Annotated in this window: 16 protein-coding genes; 4 read left to right on the forward strand and 12 right to left on the reverse strand. The window is 48.2% G+C overall.

Going from position 1 to position 20,162, the window contains the following annotated elements; all coding sequences use genetic code 11:
• Positions 1-107: 107 nt before the first annotated feature.
• Positions 108-683 carry a DUF4738 domain-containing protein gene (locus L6466_RS03640; RefSeq protein WP_237793306.1) on the forward strand — a complete coding sequence of 192 codons (576 nt, stop codon included), beginning with the start codon at positions 108-110 and terminating at the stop codon, positions 681-683.
• Between the two features lie 4 nt (positions 684-687).
• On the opposite strand, the gene L6466_RS03645 is transcribed toward L6466_RS03640, so the two are convergent.
• From L6466_RS03645 to L6466_RS03655, 3 genes are all read right to left on the reverse strand, one after another.
• Positions 688-1,416, reverse strand: a complete 729-nt coding sequence (locus tag L6466_RS03645) for an inorganic diphosphatase (RefSeq protein ID WP_091816926.1) — start codon at positions 1,414-1,416, stop codon at positions 688-690.
• On the reverse strand, positions 1,416-2,771 hold the full coding sequence (locus L6466_RS03650; protein ID WP_237802052.1) for a glucose-6-phosphate isomerase: 1,356 nt from the start codon (positions 2,769-2,771) through the stop codon (positions 1,416-1,418). Before L6466_RS03650 ends, L6466_RS03645 begins: the two co-directional genes overlap by 1 nt.
• Positions 2,772-2,942: 171 nt before the next feature.
• On the reverse strand, positions 2,943-4,943 hold the full coding sequence (locus L6466_RS03655; protein ID WP_237802051.1) for a sensor histidine kinase: 2,001 nt from the start codon (positions 4,941-4,943) through the stop codon (positions 2,943-2,945).
• A gap of 311 nt (positions 4,944-5,254) precedes the next feature.
• Here L6466_RS03655 and purN point away from each other — a divergent pair, with 311 nt between their 5' ends.
• Entirely contained in the window at positions 5,255-5,833 is a 579-nt protein-coding gene (purN, locus tag L6466_RS03660; protein WP_237802050.1) for a phosphoribosylglycinamide formyltransferase, read from the forward strand.
• A gap of 31 nt (positions 5,834-5,864) precedes the next feature.
• Here purN and L6466_RS03665 read toward each other — a convergent pair whose 3' ends face one another.
• A complete protein-coding gene (locus L6466_RS03665; RefSeq protein WP_237793302.1) occupies positions 5,865-6,146 on the reverse strand; it encodes a SemiSWEET family sugar transporter in 282 nt (93 codons plus the stop codon).
• Positions 6,147-6,468: 322 nt separating this feature from the next.
• Between L6466_RS03665 and L6466_RS03670 the strand changes: the two genes are divergently transcribed.
• On the forward strand, positions 6,469-7,080 hold the full coding sequence (locus L6466_RS03670) for a phosphatase PAP2 family protein (RefSeq protein WP_176756995.1): 612 nt from the start codon (positions 6,469-6,471) through the stop codon (positions 7,078-7,080).
• Entirely contained in the window at positions 7,077-8,645 is a 1,569-nt protein-coding gene (locus L6466_RS03675; RefSeq protein WP_237802049.1) for a sulfatase-like hydrolase/transferase, read from the forward strand. The genes L6466_RS03670 and L6466_RS03675 overlap by 4 nt, the downstream gene beginning before the upstream one ends.
• A gap of 74 nt (positions 8,646-8,719) precedes the next feature.
• Here L6466_RS03675 and L6466_RS03680 read toward each other — a convergent pair whose 3' ends face one another.
• The 8 genes from L6466_RS03680 to L6466_RS03715 all read right to left on the reverse strand — a co-directional run bounded on the left by L6466_RS03680 (position 8,720) and on the right by L6466_RS03715 (position 19,172).
• Complete coding sequence (locus tag L6466_RS03680; protein ID WP_237802048.1) at positions 8,720-10,450, reverse strand: acyl-CoA dehydrogenase family protein; 1,731 nt, start codon at positions 10,448-10,450, stop codon at positions 8,720-8,722.
• A 2-nt stretch (positions 10,451-10,452) separates the two neighbouring features.
• A complete protein-coding gene (locus tag L6466_RS03685; RefSeq protein ID WP_237802047.1) occupies positions 10,453-11,475 on the reverse strand; it encodes an electron transfer flavoprotein subunit alpha/FixB family protein in 1,023 nt (340 codons plus the stop codon).
• Positions 11,476-11,482: 7 nt separating this feature from the next.
• Positions 11,483-12,355 carry an electron transfer flavoprotein subunit beta/FixA family protein gene (locus L6466_RS03690; RefSeq protein WP_028902129.1) on the reverse strand — a complete coding sequence of 291 codons (873 nt, stop codon included), beginning with the start codon at positions 12,353-12,355 and terminating at the stop codon, positions 11,483-11,485.
• Between the two features lie 166 nt (positions 12,356-12,521).
• The gene (locus tag L6466_RS03695) at positions 12,522-14,693 is read right to left on the reverse strand and encodes a YfjI family protein (RefSeq protein WP_237802046.1); all 2,172 of its coding nucleotides are present in this window, start codon (positions 14,691-14,693) and stop codon (positions 12,522-12,524) included.
• Between the two features lie 62 nt (positions 14,694-14,755).
• On the reverse strand, positions 14,756-16,219 hold the full coding sequence (locus tag L6466_RS03700; protein WP_237802045.1) for a hypothetical protein: 1,464 nt from the start codon (positions 16,217-16,219) through the stop codon (positions 14,756-14,758).
• A gap of 366 nt (positions 16,220-16,585) precedes the next feature.
• On the reverse strand, positions 16,586-17,209 hold the full coding sequence (locus tag L6466_RS03705; RefSeq protein ID WP_237802044.1) for an HU family DNA-binding protein: 624 nt from the start codon (positions 17,207-17,209) through the stop codon (positions 16,586-16,588).
• A gap of 282 nt (positions 17,210-17,491) precedes the next feature.
• On the reverse strand, positions 17,492-18,418 hold the full coding sequence (locus L6466_RS03710; protein ID WP_237802043.1) for a nucleotidyl transferase AbiEii/AbiGii toxin family protein: 927 nt from the start codon (positions 18,416-18,418) through the stop codon (positions 17,492-17,494).
• Positions 18,411-19,172 carry a type IV toxin-antitoxin system AbiEi family antitoxin gene (locus L6466_RS03715; RefSeq protein ID WP_091817179.1) on the reverse strand — a complete coding sequence of 254 codons (762 nt, stop codon included), beginning with the start codon at positions 19,170-19,172 and terminating at the stop codon, positions 18,411-18,413. Before L6466_RS03715 ends, L6466_RS03710 begins: the two co-directional genes overlap by 8 nt.
• Positions 19,173-20,162: the final 990 nt, after the last annotated feature.

Below are 20,162 nucleotides of genomic sequence, written 5' to 3' on the forward strand. Positions count from 1 at the left end.
TAGGTAAATTAGTTTTTCAGTGATGACAATGCGCCCGCTACAAAAATAGTGGGCGTTTTTTTGTGCCGTCTCGTTTTTTTTCTGTAATTTTGCCGAAAATTATGAATATGAAACGCTATATACCTTTTATAATGGTTGCGGGTATCCTCGCTTTTGGTGCCTGCAAGGAGAAGAAAGAGTCCAAGGATATCATCACGACGAAATATGTGCCTAAGAAGCCTCAGGCTCCTATCGCCATGCCCGTAGATACCAAGACCACGCATATCACGTGGCAGGACAAACCCTACACAATACAGATTGACCGTGTGTCGGATGATAGTCTGAAGCAGGTGAAAGACGAGAATGGTCAGCCTTATTTCGACAACCGTGTCAGCGTGACCATCAAGCGTCAGGATGGTAGCGTGTTTTTCAAGAAAGTATTTACCAAGGCCTCATTCAGTTCCTATATCGACGATACGTTCCGTAACAATGGTATCTTGGCGGGAATCCAGTATGATGAGATAGGCGACAGGGGGCTGGAGTTCTCTGTTGTCGTAGGCATGCCTGATGCTCTTGACGATGTGTTTGTTCCTTTAGAGCTGGTCATTGACCGTCAGGGAGCTATCAGTATCAGTCGTGATGATGATATGGATATGCTCGATTATGATGATCGTGAAGGTGATTTCGACGAGGAGGGCGTATAGCGTGCTATACACTTGACGATATCAGACTATGCCAGGCCTCTGCAAGGTCTGGCATTTTTGCGAAAATCAAGTTGGCGCCAGCATCAGCTAATACTTTATCTGGCAGAGGACCAGTGTTGACTGCTAGGGTGAAAATCTGTGCTGCCACACCTGCCTTTACGCCAAGTGGCGCATTTTCTACAACAAATGCCTCCCAGGGTTTCAGGTTGCCACATTTCTGTAACCCCATCAGATAAGGATCGGGGGCTGGCTTACCATGCTTCACATCGTATGCCGTCACGATATGGTCTTCACTCAGATACGTACCAAAATCCTTCAGCAGTCGGTTGATAAGCGGACGCTGTCCGCTACCTGTCACCACGCCGATAGTAAGTCCGTCAGCATGAATCTGTGCCATCAGGTCCAGTACGCCTTGCATCACGTTTGTCTCGGGCAGCGCATGAAACTGGCGCGTCTTCTCATCGTACATACGTTGGGCCTCCATCTCATCAATGTCGCGTCCCTGCTGTTTTTTTACCATCATGCGGATGGTGTCCACACCGCGGGCTCCCTCTGTGGCATAGGCATCGTCTACTGTCATCCTGATACCAAACGTAGCCATGGATTTCTGCCAGGCTACGGCATGGTGCGACATCGAGTCATAGAGCACGCCGTCCATATCGAAAAGCACGGCTTTGGGGCGAAGTGCCCCAAAACCGTGTTTCTCTAAGTATTGCTGAATAGCTTGTTTCATTATTTCTCTTTAGCCAGTCTTTCCTTGATAGCCTTCGACTCAGCCTCGTATCCAGGCTTGTCGAGCAGGGCAAACATGTTCTTCTTGTAAGCCTCCACACCAGGCTGGTTGAAGGGGTTCACGCCGAGCACGTTACCGCTGATGCCGCAAGCAATCTCGAAGAAGTAAATCAACTGGCCAATGTAGTATTCGTTGAGCTTGGGCACGCTGATGCGCATGTTGGGCACACCACCATCCACGTGAGCCAGACGAGTACCCAGCTCAGCCATCTTGTTCACCTCGTCCACACGCTTGCCAGCCAGGAAGTTCAGACCGTCCAGGTTCTCTTCGTCGCTGGGGAACAGCAACTTCTTCTCGGGCTCTTCAATGCTGATAACAGTCTCGAAGATGGTGCGCTCGCCCTCCTGAATCCACTGACCCATAGAGTGCAGGTCGGTGGTGAAGTCAACAGATGCAGGGAAGATACCTTTGCCATCCTTACCCTCGCTCTCGCCATAGAGCTGCTTCCACCACTCTGAGAAGAAGTGGAGCTTGGGCTGATAGTTCACCATGATCTCAATCTTCTTGCCACTCTGATACAGACCGTTGCGTACGGCAGCATACTGCGCTGCGAGGTTCTCGCTGAAAGGTACGTCCTTACCGCAAGCTTTCTCCATATCCTGAGCACCTTCTACCAAAGCCTTCACGTCGAAACCGGCGCAGGCGATAGGCAGCAGGCCTACAGGAGTGAGCACAGAGAAACGGCCACCCACGTTATCGGGGATGATGAAACTCTTGTAACCCTCTTTGTCGGCACAGGTGCGGGCAGCACCTCGCTTGGCGTCGGTCACTGCCACGATTACCTTCTTGGCCTCTTCTTTACCGCGCTGAGCCTCGCACTGCTTCTTCAGCAAACGGAAAGTCAGGGCTGTCTCGGTAGTCGTACCACTCTTGGAGATATTGATAACACCAAACTTCTTATCCTTCAAGTATTCTGTCATCTCAAACAGATAATCCTCGCCGATGTTGTTACCGGCAAAGAGAATGGTAGGGTTCTTCTTATCCTGAATGAGCCACGCAAAACTATTGCCCAGAGCTTCAATGACGGCGCGAGCACCCAAGTATGAACCACCGATGCCAGCAACAACTACAACCTCACAGTTCTGGCGCAGCGTGTCGGCGCAAGCCTGAATCTCTGCCAGGAATGCAGGGGTGATAGATGATGGGAGGTGAAGCCATCCCAGAAAATCGTTACCAGGGCAGGTGCCGTTCTCAAGGGCTTCCTGTGCTGCCTTTACCTTTGGCTCAAAAGCAGCTACTGCACCTTCTGCCAAAAAACAGGAGGCCTTCGTAATGTCAAGCGTAATATTCTTCATATATTTATATAGTTAGATATTTCAAAATCTTGTGCAAAGGTACTAAAAGTCGGGCTAAATACAAAAGGAAAACAGATATATTTTTATCCCGGGATATAGTACACATCAAGATAGAATGATGAAAAAGGTACTTGAAGAATATAACGTGTGATTTGTGGAGTATGGCTGTTGCTAAATCTCCATCACAAAACGGGCACCATTTGTATAACTGGTGTCAAGATGAATGTCCCCCCCAAGGCGGCGTGCCAGTGAGCGTGCTATCGTGAGCCCTATGCCTGTTCCGTCATAGTATTCATCGAGTTGTATGAATTCTTCGAAAATTCGCTCTGCGGCTTCTGGCGGCACCCCTATGCCTGTGTCTTCAATGGTAAACACCGTTTTGTCGTGATCAGACGTAACCTTCATGACCACTTTTTTCTTCTCCCCTAAGTTCCCATTTGTATTATGCTGGAGTCGTGCTTCGGCATCGTGAGTAAACTTCTTCGCGTTGTCGAGCAGCAGTGTCAGCGCGCGGGTGGCAGCTCGCAGGTTTGTCTGCAGATACATATTCTCGGTTTCAGGTGACAGTTGAAGGTCGAATGTCAGATGCTCTGCGTTGCAGATGCCCGACTCGTCAATGGCTTGGGTGGCAATTTGAACGATGGGTACGTTGTCTGTGCGATCAATGATGCTTTTACTGCTTACCTCAGACAGTTCAAGCATCTTGTTGACCAACGAGGTGATACGATCGGTGTTTTCGGTTATCTTGCTGTTGATATCCAGTCGAGTGGCATCATCCAATTCCATGCCGGGGGTGGTGATTACCTGCGTAAAGCCCGATAGAATATTCAGTGGCGTGCGTATCTCGTGCGACATCTGTTGTATGAAACAGGTCTTCATCCTGGCTGATTCCTCAGCATGTGCATTGGCAATGGCCAGTTGCTCGTTCTTCTGTTCCAACTGGGCATTGGCGGCTGCCAGACGGCGTTCGGCTCTGTGACGGAAGTAAGTATAGACAGAGAAGAAAACGGTGATGACGATAATCGCAGCTATGAGCGACATAATACGTGCCTTTGACAAATGTTCCTGTTGTTGCAGTATCTGTTCCTCCTTCTGTCGTATTGTCTCCTGCTCGTCAGAGTCAATCCATTGCGACTTGATAATAGCGGAGTCCAGTCGCTGACAAATCTGATTGGCTACAACACTGGCAGAATCGAGCTGTCCAGTCATCAGGTTAACGCGATACTTCTTCAGCAAATATTTCTGGATATCATCCAGTGAGTAACCCGATTGGGCATGAATAAAGATGTTGTCGAGATTGCGCAGTATTCTGGCAGCAGCATGCCATTTGCCCGACATCGCCAAATAGTCGCTGGCATCCAGCTGGCCTTCGTCGGTGTTTGCAAAGTTAGATTGCTGAAAAGCCGAAAAGGCATTTTCTGCTTCGTGAATTTTACCGATGCCTTCAAGTCCGATGGCCTCAAAGATATAGCAGCGGGCTTGCTGCTTATCGATATATGTCGAATCATCCGGAAATAACTGTTTGTACTCGCTAATCAGTTTACTAAAGCGTTGGTTCCAGAACAGTCCTTTTTCGTATTTCTTCTCGCTGAGCCAACCATAGGTAATATTGATAACTCCCACTACGGCATCGTGATACGTTTCGCGGTTCTGTTCTTTGGCAATGTGTTCCAGATGTCGCTGGAATGCTTGTTCGAATAGTTGGGGCACCTCCTCGTCCTCTATGTTGAAATGTCCCCTGCAGCATCCTGCGAAGATAAGCAAATTGGTATAGTCGCTCGTCGCGATATAATGGTGGTAGTTCAAATGCTCCAGAGCATTTCTCACCACCTGACTGGCACTTTGGAAGTTGTAATAGCGAATATGTAGTCCTGCCAGATAACTGGCCGAGCGGGCATAAGTGTCTAGGTCGGCAGGGTCATCAGAGCTTTCAATAGCTGCCATAGCTTCTTTCCAGTAAAATTCGGCTGTATGTACCTGCGACATGCGATAGTAGGCAAAGCCCTGCCAGAAATAACTTTCAGCCTCGCTCAGCATATTTTCCTTTCCCAGACTGTCGGCCAGTACCTGCATGTGACTGAAGTCTTTCTGCTTGGAAGCATCCATAATCATCTTGATGGCGTCGTTAAACGCTGTCTGTTTGTCGCTGTTTTCACAGCTGATGAGTGGCATTGCAATGGCGACAACAGTAATCCATATAAGTATAGGTATTAATCGTGGTCTTAGCATTTTATAGTTTAAAGTAAATTCCGTGTTTATTTAAATTTGTGGCAAAGATACGAAATATTACCGGAAAAGAGTAATAATTGTCTAAATTTAACGAATGTTGATGACATGACAATTTGGTGCCATCTGAAAATGATTTCAATAGTTATGCATTATTGTAATTTCTTTCCTTATTGATAGGGGAAAAACGGTGTAGAGATGTTGGAAAATCAAATTAATTCCGTATCTTTGCACCTAAATTTTGAAAAGACCATAAAATGAAGAAAGTCAACATAGCCATTTTCGCATCTGGAGGTGGTACAAATTGTGAGAATATCATCCGATATTTTAAGGATTCTGATGAGGTTTGCACAGCCTTAGTTATCAGCAATAAGGCTGAGGCTCCTGTGCTTGGAAAAGCTCTGAAGTTGGGCGTGCCTGTTCAGATCGTCACAAAAGCAGAGTTGAATGATGAGGCGGTGATGATGCCCTTACTGCAGCAATATGCTATCGACTTCATTGTATTGGCAGGTTTTCTTCCTTTAGTACCTGATTTCTTAATCGAGGCCTTTCCGCGTCGCATCGTGAATATTCACCCCTCGCTGTTGCCCAAATTTGGTGGCAAGGGTATGTGGGGACATCATGTACACGAGGCCGTGAAGGCTGCAGGAGAGACAGAGACGGGTATGACTGTTCATTGGGTCACACCCGTTTGTGATGGAGGCGATATCATTGCCCAGTATCGTGTGGCGCTCTCGCCAGAGGATTCTGCGGATGTTATCTCTGAGAAAGAGCACGCGTTGGAGATGAAATACTATCCGTTGGTCATCTTGCGCGCATTGAACGAGACTTTCTAACAGCTTGTTTTATCGTCTACTTCTTAACTCCTTATTTCTTAAAATAGTCATTCTTCATCTTGATAACAAAGATAATCACCGCACAGGTTGCTGTGATGACGTTGGTTGTGAAGATGAAGATACCAGAACGGCCCAGCATTAATCCCTGGCTCATGAAACAGATGCTGCCGATAGACATCATGATGAAGCCTGGCAGGGAAATACCGTCAGTATTTCGTGTCCTGATGGTTTGTATGGCCTGAGGCAGATAACCGAAAATCAGTCCGAGGCTACCCAGCCAACCAAAGATTTGAAATAAAAGCTCATGTTCCATAGTAGTTGAAAATAATGTTATTCAGTGTGCAAATATAAATAAAAAAACCGACATTGATACGAATATGCGTGGAATTTCGTCCTCTCATGACATTTTTTTAGCGTAATGTGCCGACATTTGAAATAAAAATGTTAATTTTGCATCCTAAAACTACAATTTATGCAAAAATCTGCTACTACATCGGTGAAATAATGTTGGTATTTAAAGTTAAACAATAAAACATTTTTGCAAAGAAAAAATAATGATTAACAAGAGCGTTTTAATTAGACTGGTATCCCTCTATGTCATACCATACTTGTTATTGCTGACGGCTATACTCGTAATGATGTATATATATCCGAAACCGGAACTACACCTGATGCTCAACTCCTTTCATTCAGGCGTCCTGGATTTTTTCTTTAAATTCTATACCCTGATGGCGGAGTGGCCCTTGTATGTCCTGGCTTTCCTGCCCTCGTTGTGGAAGCGCAACAAGATGACGCTTTTCTTTGCGATGTGTGAGCTGACGGGAGGTACCATCCTGCAAATCCTGAAGCACACGATCAGCAACCCCCGTCCTGTGAGCGTATTCGAGGATTATCCCGACCTGGTATTGCCTTTGGTTCAGGGCGTGGATATGCACCACAGTAATTCCTTTCCCTCAGGCCACGCCTCTACGTTCTTCATGTTCTGTACCTGCAGCGTCATTGTGCTGGCGTATTTCTTTAGCCGGAAGGATGCATTGAAAACACTCAGGAACCAGATTCTGTTTGACGTGGCGCTGGTGGCGTTGCTGGTTCTTGCAGCCATGGGTGCCTATTCGCGCGTCTATCTTTCCCAGCATTTCCTGTCGGATGTGTGTGTAGGCAGCATCATCGGCTTTACCACCCCCTTCCTGATGTTCTGGCTATGCAGGAACAAAGTATTGAAACTTAAAAAAGAAGAGACAAAATGATAGCTTTATTTGAACAGGTGAAAAAGGTGTTCCGACGCCCCCTTTCGCTTTTTGCATTCTCGAGTATCGTCAGTATAGGCACACTGCTGCTCTACAACATACCATTCTTCCGGTTTGTCATCGACAACAGCAACGAAAGTCCGTTGGGTGTTACCTGGCTGACGGTGTCACTGGTGATTATCATGCTGGTGCTCAACTTCATGATGGCCTGTCTGGCTATGTTCTGCCTGAGGATTGTAGGCCGCATCCTGATGGCCATCATGGCTGTTATCAATGCCACGGCCGTCTATTTCATCCTGACCTACAGCGTCTATATCGATGCCACCACCATCGAGAATGTGTTCAACACCCGATATTCTGAGGCTTCCGGCTTCTTCAGCTGGTCGCTGTGGCTGTTCATCTTTGTCTTCGGCATCCTGCCGGCCTTGTTCTGCCTGTTCCAGCCCGTCGTCATTGGCAAGGTGAAGAAACTGGCCGTCTATTGCGGCAGTTCCCTGGCCATTATCCTTGTCGTGGCATTGCTCAACATCAACCAGACGCTTTTTATCAGTCAGCACGACACCGAACTGGGTGGCTTGCTGCAGCCCTGGTCGTATATCGCCAATACCTGCCGCGTCATCAGCTTTATGCAGGACGAGCAGGCCGAGGAAATCAAACTGCCCGATGGCAAGATTACGGACAACGAGAAGGCTGTGGTGGTGCTCGTCATCGGCGAGTCGGCCAGAAAAGCCAATTTCCAGCTCTATGGCTACAAGCGTGACACCAATCCGCTGCTGTCGAAACAGCAGAAACTGAAGGTGTTCCAGACCCAGTCGTGTGCTACCTATACCACGGCTGGCACCAAGGCTATCCTGGAGCCGAAGGATTGTGGCGACCTCTACGAGCTGCTGCCCAACTATGCTTTCCGTACGGGTGTGGATGTATCGTGGCGTACCTCTAACTGGGGAGAACCGCCTATCCATATCGATGAATACCTGACAGACTCCGAACTGGCTGATATGTATCCCGATGTGGATGGCAACTATGACGGAATCCTCTTTGCAGGCCTCCGTCAGCGTATTGAGTCAAGTCCCAAGAACAAGGTGCTGATTATCCTGCACACCAGCACCAGCCACGGTCCTCAGTATGCCAAGAAATATCCTAAGGAGTTCGAGGCCTACAAGCCCGTAGCCCAGAATGTGGAGGAGGGCGAGAAGCATGTGGACCGTCTTGTCAATGCCTACGATAATAGCATCCGCTATACAGACTATCTCCTCAATGGTCTTATCGACACCCTGCAGACGATGAAAGACTGGAAGCGTGCCATGATTTTCATCTCTGACCATGGTGAGTCACTGGGTGAGAACAAGATGTTTATGCATGGCCTGCCCATGAAACTTGCGCCGAAGGAGCAGTACGAGATTCCGTTCTTTGTCTGGACTTCAGAGAATTTCAGGACCTATAAGCAGGACCTGCCAGCGGTGCTGGAACAGCACTATATCTTCCACTCCGTGCTCAATCTGCTCTCTATCCAGTCGCCGGCCTATCAGGAGGAGTTTGATATCTTCGTGAATCCCAAGCGTTGACGGATTCACTTCTCAAAGCATAAAAAATGAGCACCCTGCAAAGGATGCTCATTTTTTTTTGATATCGTGATTGCTTATTCAGCAGTCTCTTCGTCGTTTGCCTTAAAGCTAGCCAGATCCTCTACCTGGAATGCCTTGATGTAAGCACTCTTACCGAGAACATCCTCCTCGGCCATGCGAACGTATACGTTGGCACTCTTCTCGAAGAGCTCAGGAGCCTTGGTGGCGTCGCGCAGGATCAGGAGTGACATCACCAGCTCGGCAGTCATGTCGTACAGACGGCGAGCCAGGAAGTCGTGAGCGTCCTGATTGTCGAGGGCCTTCACGTTGTTCAGAGCCTCCTCGTAAACGGGAACGAGCTTCTCAACGCGTGCCTTCAGGTTCTTCAGGCTGTCGCTCACCTCGAGACCAGCGAGCATCTCCTTGATATTGTTGAGCATAGTGCCGTTGGTGATGTAGCGGATAGCAGCTACAACCTGCAACTGAGTGGTACCCTCGTAGATAGAGAAGATACGGGCGTCGCGGAACAGGCGCTGGCTCTTGTACTCCATGATGAAGCCTGAACCACCGTGGATGCTGATAGCATCGTAAGCGTTCTGGTTAGCATACTCAGAGTTCATACCCTTAGCCAGTGGGGTGAAGGCATCAGCCAGACGCTGGTACTTCTTCAGCTCCTGCTTCTCCTCGGGTGTGAGCTTACGATCGCGCTCGATATCCTCCAAGCACTTGTAGATATCAACATAAGCGGCTGTCTCGTACAGCAGTGAACGACCAGCATCGAGCTTGGCCTTCATGCGAGAGAGCATATCGTAAACAGCGGGGAAGTTGATGATCTTATCACCAAACTGCTGACGCTCCTTGGCGTAAGCCAGACCCTCGTTGTAAGCCTCCTGCTCAACACCTACACTCTGTGCAGCGATACCCAGACGGGCGCCGTTCATCAGAGCCATCACGTACTTGATAAGTCCCAGACGGGTGCTACCGCAGAGCTCTGCCTTAGCGTTCTTATAAGTGAGCTCACAGGTAGGTGAGCCGTGGATACCCAACTTGTGTTCGATGTGACGTACATCAACACCGCCCTGGCGCTTGTCGTAGATGAACATTGACAGACCACGTCCGTCCTTGGTGCCCTCCTCAGAACGAGCCAGCACGAGGTGGATGTCGCTGTCACCATTGGTGATGAAACGCTTCACACCGTTCAGGCGCCAGCAGTTCTCCTTCTCGTCGAAGGTGGCCTTCAGCATCACGCGCTGCAGGTCAGAACCAGCATCAGGCTCGGTCAGGTCCATAGACATACCCTCACCAGCGCAAACGCGTGGGATGTACTTCTGGCGCTGCTCCTCTGAACCGAACTCGTACAGAGTATCGATACAGCTCTGCAGGCTCCAGATGTTCTGGAAACCGGCATCAGCAGCCGAAATCATCTCAGAGAGCATAGAGAACACGGTGTTAGGCAGGTTCAGACCACCGTAACGGCGAGGCATAGAAACACCCCACAGACCAGCCTTGCGGGTGGCGTCGATGTTCTCATAGGTCTTAGAGGCGTAGATCATACGACCGTTCTCGAGGTGTGGACCTTCCAGGTCAACGCTCTCAGAGTTTGGCTCGATAATATTGGCAGCCACGTCGCCGGTGATGTCGAGAATCTGCTTGTAGTTCTCGATGGCATCGCCCAGGTCAACGGGAGCATAGTCATATTCTTTCGCATCAGCGAAACCCTTTTCTTTCAGCTCAACGATACGAGCCATCAGGGGGTGGTTCAAGTAGAACCCGATCTCAGGATGATCGCTATAATAGTTTGCCATAATTACTTCGAATTTTGCTTATAGTATTTAATGAGTTTGGGAACTACCTCTTCCACGGTACCAACAATCACGTAGTCGGCAATCTTGTTGATGGGAGCATCGGGATCTGAGTTGATGCTGATGATGATACCAGAATCCTGCATACCAGCGATGTGCTGAATCTGACCAGAGATACCGCAGGCGATATATACCTTTGGATGTACGGTAACACCTGTCTGACCAATCTGACGGTCGTGATCCAGCCAGCCAGCATCAACAGCAGCACGGCTACCACCAACCTCACCATGCAGCACCTTGGCCAACTCGAACAGCTGGTCGAAGTTCTCCTTGCAGCCCATACCGTAACCACCGGCTACAACGATAGGCGCACCCTTCAGGTTGTGCTTGGCAGCCTCTACGTGGTGATCCAGAACCTTTACGACGAAAGCCTCGGGGCTCACGTACTTGCTTACCTCAGGATATACAACCTCCTTCTTGCACTCGCCATCGTACAGGGCCTTCTGCATCACGCCTGAGCGTACAGTAGCCATCTGTGGACGGTGGTCGGGGTTCACGATGGTAGCAACGATGTTACCACCGAAGGCAGGACGAATCTGATAAAGCAGGTTCTCGTATGTCTTGTTGTTCTTCTTATCCTCGAAGGGACCAATCTCCAGCTCTGTGCAGTCGGCAGTCAGACCAGAGGTCAGGGATGATGATACACGTGGACCGAGGTCACGACCGATCACGGTAGCACCCATCAGGCAGATCTGTGGCTGCTCCTCCTTGAAGAGGTTGACGAGGATGTCCGTGTGAGGAGCTGAAGTGTAAGGGAACAGGTCCTTAGCATCGAAGACAAACAGCTTATCGACACCATAAGGCAGAATCTGCTCCTCAACCTTACCCTTAATGCCGGTACCGGCAACAATGGCGTGGAGCTCAACCTTCAGTTCATTGGCGAGCTTACGACCCTTGGTCAGCAGCTCCTGAGATACTTCCTGTACCTGAGTACCTTCAATTTCGCAATATACAAATACGTTGTTCATATCTCAATTAACCAATAATCTTCTCATCCAACAATTCTTTGATCATTCCCTCGATATCAGCATCAGAAGCCGTCAAAGTCTTCGACTCCTTAGCCTGGAACACGATGTTCTTGATGGCCTTCACCTTGGTGGGTGAGCCATTCAAACCGCACTGGTTTACATCGCCGTCCACGTCGGCTACGCTCCACTGGTTCAGTGTGAGCTCAGGGCGCTCGTCGTACAGATAGTCGTATGGTGTACCCTCGGCAGGACGCTCCATAGGACAGGTGGCACGCTTGTACTTCATCACCAGCTTAGCGTTCTGGGGACGACAAGGAGCGGCACTTCCGTTAACAGTGATAACAACTGGCAGAGGAGCCTCTACAGTCTCCACACCACCGTCGATCACACGCTTGATAGTTGCCTTACCATCCTTCACTGAAAGAACCTCCTCTGCATAAGTCACCTGGTTGAGGCCCAACTTCTGAGCCACCTGAGGACCAACCTGAGCGGTATCACCATCGATAGCCTGACGACCACCAATCACGATGTCCACGTCGCCAATCTTCTTGATGGCTGTAGCCAATGCATAAGATGTAGCGAGGGTATCAGCACCAGCGAAGAGACGGTCGGTCAGTAACCAACCAGTATCAGCGCCACGATAAAGTCCCTGACGGATAATCTCACCTGCACGTGGAGGACCCATCGTGAGGATTCCTACTGTTGAGCCTGGGTTCTGCTCCTTCAGGCGAAGGGCCTGCTCCAGGGCATTCAAATCTTCTGGATTGAAGATGGCGGGCAGGGCTGCACGGTTTACGGTGCCTTCAGCAGTCATTGCGTCCTTACCCACGTTACGGGTGTCTGGCACTTGCTTGGCCAGTACAACAATTTTCAAAGCCATAATATAAATAAATAATGTATTTTCGTTTTAAAACGGGTGATTTTTTTCAAAATCGACCGCAAAGGTACTATTTTTTACGCACACAGCCAAATATTATGCACAAAAACCGTCGGTATGTGCACAATTTGGCCGTTTTGTGCAAGGATTGTATCCTTTTCTGAAATACTTACACCTGAATTTTCTGCCAGAGATTGGCATTGGTCTTCACCACGAGACCTTCTTTTACCCAGCGACAGATGATGGTCTTCACCACAGGCGACTCGTTATTGGCTAGGCGGAGGTTCATCAGGTCTTCCTTCGTAAACTCTTTGGGCAGCACATCCAGATAGCGGATATTTCCTTTTGAAGCCTGGGGGCTCACCGCATTATCGTGGAGGGCATCAATCTTGTTGCCATAGAGTTGCAACTGGTAGTGCAGACATCGTTCGGCATACCATACGGCGAACCTGATGGCGCGCTCCGTTTCCTGGCGACCTTCCAGCAGGTAGGCGATGATGCCGGCACGGAAACCATTGAGGGCAGCACGACGACGCAAGACGTCGAGTGAATAGCGCAATGTCTGCAGGTACTCCTGTCGCTTCTCTTCATCCCACGCCTCGATGGCTTTGTTGATGAGAGGCAGTTCTATCTCGCCTTCCTCGTCCCTCAAGCAGAGGCACTGGCGCTTCACCTTCTCCTCATCCTCCTGACTCCACGGCTTGAAATGAGGCATACGTGCGCCTACCATATCGGGCAGCAGCACAGGTGTCACTCGGCTCACTAGTCCACTTTCGGCGTCAGCAAAGAAAGCTCGGCATTTGTTGGGCGTACCGCACATCACCATATTGTAATAGAGGGTGACCTTGCCAGAGAATGAGTCCTTCGATATGCGATGCTGACCCCAGGGCTTGTTGTCGTAGGCCAGACGGAACAGGTCGTTCTTCTCTGTCCACGCGCCGCCCTTGTTGTTCTTCAGCACCGTCTCAATCTCAGGGGCATAGGTAAACAGATGTTTGCCCTTGGCATAGAGAGCTCGTTCCAGAAAGGCCGACACACCGATGTTGGGCTCGATGATGCGAATCTGGGCACAGGGGTTCTCTACCTCCTCGCCGTTTTTCTTGGCCAACGAGTACTCAATCTCCTTCTGCCATTCCACCTCGTCCTGCTTGATGATAGGGTCCATCAGCAACTCAAACTCTGCGTCAACAAACGACTTACCTGTGGCCTGAGGGGCTTCGATATCCACAATGAAGCTGGGAGAGTTCAGTTTCCCGTCGCGATACTTGGCGCGGATGCCTGTGGCCAGTGTGCCCAACATAGGCATTGCAGCCATCAGCGTGGCCTCACGGAACTCCTCTGGGGCATGGTCGCTGAGGTCCTGAAGGATGCCTGGTAATTCTGCATCGACAGGAGCTACAGTTGATTCATCACTCTCTGCCGAACCTGCTTCGCTGGCTGCTCCAAGCGACGAGAGCACCTCGTTCATCATTGATGGGATGCCCGCAGGACGGGTGCTGCCTACGGCACTTTTGATGGTCGACTGCACCTCATGGTCCGACAAGCCCCAATGGGGGAGGATGGCGAACAACTTCTGTTCGTCGAAGTCACAGATGAAGCGCATGTATCGACTCATGGTGTAGAGCGCCATGTTGCGCTCGCCCTCAGCAGGCGCATCGCCATAACCCAGTTTCCAGAGTAGGGCCTGCACAATGTTCTCGTAAGGGATGCCCTTGTAGTTCGAGCCCCCTAAGTTAGGGGGTTGGGGGTCTGAACAAGTTTCAGAGCCGTTTTCGTTCTTTTCTGTAAGAGGTGATTCCTCGTTCAGACCCCTGTTGTCCCCTAACTTAGGGGACGAAGGCTGTTCCTCAAACACTATTGGATCCAGCAACTTTACATACTTCTCGCTGACCATGAAGCAACAGCGGGCCAGGTCGGTGACGTGCGAGTCGTAGCTGACACCCAGTCGGGAGGCCAGCTTCTGGATATCCTCCTCGATGGTGGCGCCTGGGGTACGCCAAGCCCAGATGTGGGTGCCGCCGCCTGCACTCTCGGCGAAATAGACGATACGATATTCCTCAATGAGGTTCTCGTCCTGCACCTTCTGCCAGAGTTGCTCCGTCAGTCCCTTCTCGTCGATGTCGAGGTAGAAGAGTCCTGAGGGCACTGCATCTTCAGCCTTGCGCGTACCATTGTTAAAACTCTGTGCAAGGGGAAGCCATACGGGCAGTTCCTTCTTGCGATCCAAACGGTTGTTCTGCTTCACGTCCTGAAGGATTTCCTCCACGTGATTCTTCGCCAGCAGTTGACGATAAGCAGCCATGCTCGCCTTGCGAGGCTTGCCGCTAAATGATGATGCCATTTGTATCATAGCGGCGGCAAAGGTCACAAGGGGTTTTGCACCTTAAAAGTGGGATGTTTCCGCTAAGAGTGCAATTGTTTCATGGGATGTGCTAACCGGTTGTATTTCTGGTAGATAGCGTTGAAAATATTTTGTATATCCTGTGCTTCTCCGCCCATACCTTCCTGAATATTCTTTCTGAACGTGCCCACAGAGGGCTTCTCAGTCAGTTTTTCGGCCAAATCACCATCGGAATGGGTGCCGAAGACTGCACTTTTTTTCATTTCTCCCACCAGGTGACAGAAGAAACGTGCAGTAAACAGGTTGTTGTGGGGACTTTTGCGTGTCACTTTCAGGTGGGCAAAGATGTTTTCGTCTTGAATCAGTTCCTGCCACATCGCTTCATAATGGGGATACCAGGCTTTATCTACCAGATTATCCAGTTGACGGGCTGCCTCCATCACGGCGTCGCCTACGCGCTGCAGGTCGTCCATCACCAGTTGCTCGTCGCCAAACTTACTGGTGGGATCCAACTCTCTGGCAATCTCCGACAGGGTGGCCAGATGGAAAATGAAGTGGCGCAGGGTGTCGTCGTCGAGGTGGGTATCCAGAAAGGCTTCATCAAAGGCCTCGCGGTCTGTGGTCCATTTGGCAAACAGTCCGCCGGGTATCTGTCCCAATGCTGCACGCTCCTTGGTGCGCTGGGCTGTCATGATATCGCACCATGAACTGCTGTCGCTGACCACGCGGAGTGTCTCGCGATGCTCTTTCCAATAGTTCCACCATGTGTTGCTTTCGCGTACCCGCATGAGTACCTTATTAAATAGATGGGCCATAGCCTTGCTGTCGGTACGGCGTTGCTGAATCATGCTGACCGTCATACTTGGCAGTATCTGCAGTATAAACAGTTCCAGCAACATCATCTGCAGACTTTCGCTCATCCTGCTGTCGAGTGTTTCCATGACCTGACGCATGTCCTGAACAAGATTGGTGGTTTTATCCATTTTCTGTATCTCGCTGTCTATGTCGGTGGTCTGGACAACTTGTAGCATCGTCAGCAGTTCATCTGGCTTCATGTGCTGGGCAAGTGCGCTGACGATATGCTGTGTGGGTGAAAACTGCTGTCGGGCGGCCTTCTGCTGTTCTGTGGGCAATGTCATGGGTTGTGTCAGCATCATGGTCACTACGTCGAAGAACGGTGACTCTTGTTCTTTAGCCGGTTCTGCGCCCGACAGTTGTTGCTCCAGCGTTATCACCGACTGACGTAAGCTGGCGTTCGATACGGTTTTCTCAATGCGCTCCAGATACTCAGAAACGAGTAGCGCTGAGGGTGTCGCGTTCAGTTCCAGCAGTGCTGTCGTCGCACGTTGCATGCGCACCAGGGCTGCATAGATCTCTGCCTCTATGCAGGTGTCCATCCCGTCTGTTATTTCCTGGGCCAGTGTGCTGAGTCTTTGTGTGGCCACTTCCCAATGGCGGCATATGAGGGTGGTCAGTTGTTCTGCTTGTTCGTCGTCAACGATTTTCTTGATTTCTTCTGTAGTCATATCTTGTCTTCATCGGTTACGGTTACAACTGTAACCATGTAACCATTTTGTTGTTCTGGTTGTTGATGATTGTTTGTAAGATGTTGTATAATAGTATGTTACAATGTTTTTTAGATTGCTTTTGTCCTCTGCGGTTACATGGTTACAGCTGTAACCGTAACCGCTTTCGCTGATTTGTATTAGTTGTAACAAGGGGCAGGATTAGTTCTTGCAGGGGATAATCCGTAGGGTAGGAGGGAGAGAAACGTCTGCTTTCTATCATTTGCCTATACCCAAACGACTGTGCGCCTGTAGTCAAATGACTGTGCGCCTATACCCGATTTGAATCGCAGAATTTTTGTGTGATGCTCCTAAAGCCCTCTGCCATCATATCTCAGTATAGATGTGCTCCTTGCCACGAGGTGTCATCAGCAGTTTAGGATTGTCGCCCTTGGTCCACTCGTTCAGTTGCTTGCGGGCAGAATAGAGCGTCAGTCCTGAAGCACGTGAGAAGATGCCGGCGGTAATGTAGCCGTGATGTCGCTGTATGCAGTCTCGCATCACCTGCTCCAACTTCTCTTTGTCGGCCAGAATCTCCTGTGTATCTGCATTTTGCCATCGACGGAATCCGTCCATCCACTTCTGTATTTCCCTGTCCCACAGCTTGCCGGGGTTATACTCCACGCCTTCCAGTCTGACGTCGCGGTCTTTCACCTCACTGGCGTCTGTCACCTGTTTGGTCAGCGACAATTTTGGGGCAAACGAGCCTATGGGTGTCTCAATGCGGTAGCCCTCAGCCAGAAAGCGACCTGCCACTCGGATGAAAGCATCGAAGGCACGGCTCAGCTCGCCGTATCGCAAGGCATTGTAGTCCTCGCACTTCTCTTCCAGCTCCTTCATCGTCAGTTTCTGTCCGCTCTTCGGACGCACATATACCAGGTTCTTCCCGTCCTCGCCCTTCACTGGCGTTGGGTGAACCTCATACCACATTCCACTATTTTTCCTTGGCATAAACAATCTTTTTTTTGTGACTACAAAGGTACTCATTTTTATGGTGAAAAACAAGTTTTCTTCAAAATAATTTCTCGAAAAAGCATATGATAGAGAAAAAGTGGATGTGGTAAACTTGACGAATGGTACGCATTGAGATTTTTGGCATATATAAAGCGCGTCTCTTTGAGGATTTCGGCACTTTTTAGAAGAAAACCTTTGAGATTTTCGGCATTTTTTATGACGCAGGGACAGGTGTATGACACAAGCAAAGTAGAAATGACAGATACCAGTCCCCAGGCGTCATTTATTGAGATTGAAATTAAAGAGATTTCTTAGTTTCTCCGCTTCTTCCTGCAACTTCTGCGGATTCTGCTTGCCGAGTTTCTTCAGATTAAGAAGTTTCCATTGTACAGATGGATAATCCTTGAAATACTCAAATTCGTATCCATCCCACTCTGGCTGGCCAGATTCGAAACTGATAAGGAACTCCTTATCCACTTCAGTCATCAACGACTTTACATCATTTATGAGTTTTGCACGGGTATCTTCAAACTCTTCGTATGTAAATGGAATATCTGTCATTCCTGCAAACTGGTTTTCCATTGCTTCTCGCTGGTCAATCAGGCGTGGAGCAAATGACTCATGGATCGGTCTGTCGCTACCAAGTAAGCAGAAGATGAGTCCCTCGCGGCAATCGCCCAGTGGAATATCCATATACTTAACATCAAACAAATCGCGAGGATGTTGGCGTGAGAGTGCTGCTGCAATCTTGCCTCCATATAATTGTGTCGTCGGAACAACATTTGCCTCACAAAAGAGAGAAAACTCTTCCTGTGCCTTCTCGCTCAATGGTATAGTTTGTACCTCGCCTCCTACAATACCTCTCTTGGTCTGGTTAACCTCTATCTTCACCTGCTTACCTCGATATTCGCACAACAGTTTGCAGGTACTGAAGTTTGGAACGATGTGCATTCCTTTGAATGCTTTCTTTGCCTTATCTGCAATGGTTTTTAGATGCAAATTGATGTCATCCAAACTTGTCTGACGGTCAGACAATGGAATATAGGTTAGATCAATATCTACAGAATAACGTGGCAAATCTTTCAAGAAAAGATTGATGGCTGTACCACCATGTATTGCAAACACATTCTCTTCCATCACAATCGGAATGAGACGGAGCAGCAGCTCAACCTTCTGAGCGTAAACACTTGATCTTATATCATTCATATTCTGCAAGTTCTTTTGAGATTGTCATATTATACTTATTGATGTACTTTCCTATTGGCGTGATCATAAACCTGGATGTACCAAGATTGACATTTTCCAGTTTCAAAGCCTTATACCAGGAGTGGCCAGCTTTTTCTGCCATATAGAGGAACAGTCGTTTCACTTTCTGGGAAGTGCATACCTCCAACAATGCCTGAACTATCTTTGGTCGAAGAGTTGTCAAACCCTCCATAATATAATAGATATCAAGCAAAGATGATGATGCATCCGGCAAGTTCAGACACTCCAATATGGCACGCTCTGGAGATGACACTAGCAAATCATGCTGATTGATAGTCATAGTTTCAACACCCAACAGTTCATCACCCAAGAAAGAGGTAGTCATGTATTTTATAGTCATATCCCACTCCTCTTTTAGTAACCACAAAGGTAACTTATTGCTTTTGTCTGTAAACAAATAAGCCTTAGGCTTCCCCATTGACAGGTAATGAGAGTATCCTCGAAGTTCCAATGCCGTATATGCACCTACATTGCAACTCTTGCTAAGTTGCGTGTTGTATGACGATATAGCAGCAAATAGACTTGGTTCTGTTCCATGTATCTTATAAACTCCCTTCGATATACGGTCAAGCCATCCGCTTTTCATATAAGCATACTGACCACGAGCATCCAAGCCTTGACTTGAAAGCCACGAACCAAACAGGACCGACTCATTGGGTGCTGCTTCTAATATTTGCTGTATTTTTGTTGCCATCTTCGTTAATTTTGTGAATACCAGCATAAATTTATTGCAAATATAGCTTTTTTATTTTGTTCAACCAAACATTTTCCTCAAATAACGGCGATTTTTATAGAAATTTATTCTCAAATTCGCGTTTTTAGTGAATTTGGAAGTAAAAAACGTGCAAAAACTATAAGCAGAGATACAATTGCCATCAAAATAAAAAAGGGCGATAGTACGAATCAATTTCTGGGCTTGGTTTAGTTTATCGCCATATTAAATATCCATAACCTAAACTAAACCATTTATCTTCCAACTACTATTGATGTCATGCCGAATGGTCAAGATCAAAGATTAGAAGAAAAGGAATAACACATTATAGGCTAAGACAAATGAGAACCAACACTTTTTAACAACACGATTTTGAGCTTAAAAAAACTTCGATTTTTAGTCAAATTACAAAGATATACAAAGAACTGCAAAGATAAATGTACCTAAAGGGACAGAATTTGATTCCTCTCACTTGACAAGAAGTCAAACACCTGTCCCCATGATCTTTTCGAAAAAGCATATAATCTCCATTGGCAAAAATCTCAAAAAGGTGTATAATGTGAGGGTTCAAAAATCTCAAAAAAGTGCATGGCGCTTCTGAAAGAAAGTGACCAGATTGCAAATCTAAGGGATGCTGAAGTGTTTTTTGTTTCTGACAGACTAGTCCGAAAATCTTCTAGTTTCCCGATGCAAATATAATGCTTTTTGAAAATTATGCATTATTTTCTGCAAAATTCTTATATAAACTGCCCTTGTTTGACGATTATTTACTATCTTTGCAACGGTATCATGTTATGATACATGATACTAGGCGATACATAGGTATCTGCCGAAATGATTTTTGAGGGAAATTAGCAACATTTGCTATTTATTCGAAAGAACGTCCTTGAAGTTTGGCCGCAGATAGACGTAAAAGATAGAATAGAGAGCAGATGTCCACTTGATACGTGGACGTCTGACTTGTCTATCTTT

This window comes from Prevotella communis (genome assembly GCF_022024175.1).
Classification (GTDB): Bacteria; Bacteroidota; Bacteroidia; order Bacteroidales; family Bacteroidaceae; genus Prevotella; species Prevotella communis.

Excerpts from the sequence above, each read along its gene's own strand:
- L6466_RS03640 (WP_237793306.1), top strand. The coding sequence starts at position 108 with ATGAAACGCTATATACCTTTTATAATGGTTGCGGGTATCCTCGCTTTT.
- L6466_RS03645 (WP_091816926.1), bottom strand. The coding sequence starts at position 1,416 with ATGAAACAAGCTATTCAGCAATACTTAGAGAAACACGGTTTTGGGGCA.
- L6466_RS03650 (WP_237802052.1), bottom strand. The coding sequence starts at position 2,771 with ATGAAGAATATTACGCTTGACATTACGAAGGCCTCCTGTTTTTTGGCA.
- L6466_RS03655 (WP_237802051.1), bottom strand. The coding sequence starts at position 4,943 with ATGCCACTCATCAGCTGTGAAAACAGCGACAAACAGACAGCGTTTAAC.
- purN (WP_237802050.1), top strand. The coding sequence starts at position 5,255 with ATGAAGAAAGTCAACATAGCCATTTTCGCATCTGGAGGTGGTACAAAT.
- L6466_RS03665 (WP_237793302.1), bottom strand. The coding sequence starts at position 6,146 with ATGGAACATGAGCTTTTATTTCAAATCTTTGGTTGGCTGGGTAGCCTC.
- L6466_RS03670 (WP_176756995.1), top strand. The coding sequence starts at position 6,469 with ATGATGTATATATATCCGAAACCGGAACTACACCTGATGCTCAACTCC.
- L6466_RS03675 (WP_237802049.1), top strand. The coding sequence starts at position 7,077 with ATGATAGCTTTATTTGAACAGGTGAAAAAGGTGTTCCGACGCCCCCTT.
- L6466_RS03680 (WP_237802048.1), bottom strand. The coding sequence starts at position 10,450 with ATGGCAAACTATTATAGCGATCATCCTGAGATCGGGTTCTACTTGAAC.
- L6466_RS03685 (WP_237802047.1), bottom strand. The coding sequence starts at position 11,475 with ATGAACAACGTATTTGTATATTGCGAAATTGAAGGTACTCAGGTACAG.
- L6466_RS03690 (WP_028902129.1), bottom strand. The coding sequence starts at position 12,355 with ATGGCTTTGAAAATTGTTGTACTGGCCAAGCAAGTGCCAGACACCCGT.
- L6466_RS03695 (WP_237802046.1), bottom strand. The coding sequence starts at position 14,693 with ATGGCATCATCATTTAGCGGCAAGCCTCGCAAGGCGAGCATGGCTGCT.
- L6466_RS03700 (WP_237802045.1), bottom strand. The coding sequence starts at position 16,219 with ATGACTACAGAAGAAATCAAGAAAATCGTTGACGACGAACAAGCAGAA.
- L6466_RS03705 (WP_237802044.1), bottom strand. The coding sequence starts at position 17,209 with ATGCCAAGGAAAAATAGTGGAATGTGGTATGAGGTTCACCCAACGCCA.
- L6466_RS03710 (WP_237802043.1), bottom strand. The coding sequence starts at position 18,418 with ATGAATGATATAAGATCAAGTGTTTACGCTCAGAAGGTTGAGCTGCTG.
- L6466_RS03715 (WP_091817179.1), bottom strand. The coding sequence starts at position 19,172 with ATGGCAACAAAAATACAGCAAATATTAGAAGCAGCACCCAATGAGTCG.